General features: G+C 32.0%; 1 pseudogene. It reads right to left on the bottom strand.

Going from position 1 to position 522, the window contains the following annotated elements:
* Positions 1-148 precede the first annotated feature (148 nt).
* A pseudogene (locus LOK41_RS28500) lies at positions 149-522 on the bottom strand (IS4 family transposase); the annotation flags it as partial.

The following is a 522-nucleotide window of genomic DNA, read 5'->3' as shown; positions in this document are numbered from 1 at the left end:
TTGTCGTACCCCATCGCCATCAAGTTAAGAAGAAGCAAATGTAGAAATATGTAAAATTTTCTTCCTAGCACTTCAATAAAAGGAATTATGATAAAAAAGAGCATGCTAAATAACCCTCCCGGGCTAAAATTTTTACAATATATCATTTTCATTTCGGAAGATGCTGTTCGTATGCAATCCCTAAGATATCAAATACTGTTTTTTTTCGATATCGATGTGATTTCCGTCCATTTTTCTCGAGTAAATGGAACAAGCGAAAAAAACTTTTGGCTAACTGATTCGATTGATGTTGCATTTGGTGATATAGTACTCGAAAATAATCATGAATCATATACATGGCTTTCCATTCACTCAGTTCTTTCTGCTTTTTCATCAGTAGTAATTGCCGCATTTGAAACATCACTGTAGAAGATAATAAGAGCGCAATTAATTTCCCGTAAATATGACACTCTAACCGTTCCTTTTTTATATTTATATTGTGATGAATACGAAAAATTGATTTCCATGTTTTAAAAATGATTT

Source organism: Bacillus sp. TL12 (assembly GCF_022625245.1).
Lineage (GTDB): Bacteria > Bacillota > Bacilli > Bacillales > Bacillaceae_G > Bacillus_A.
This window is presented reverse-complemented; position numbering and strand designations above follow the sequence as displayed.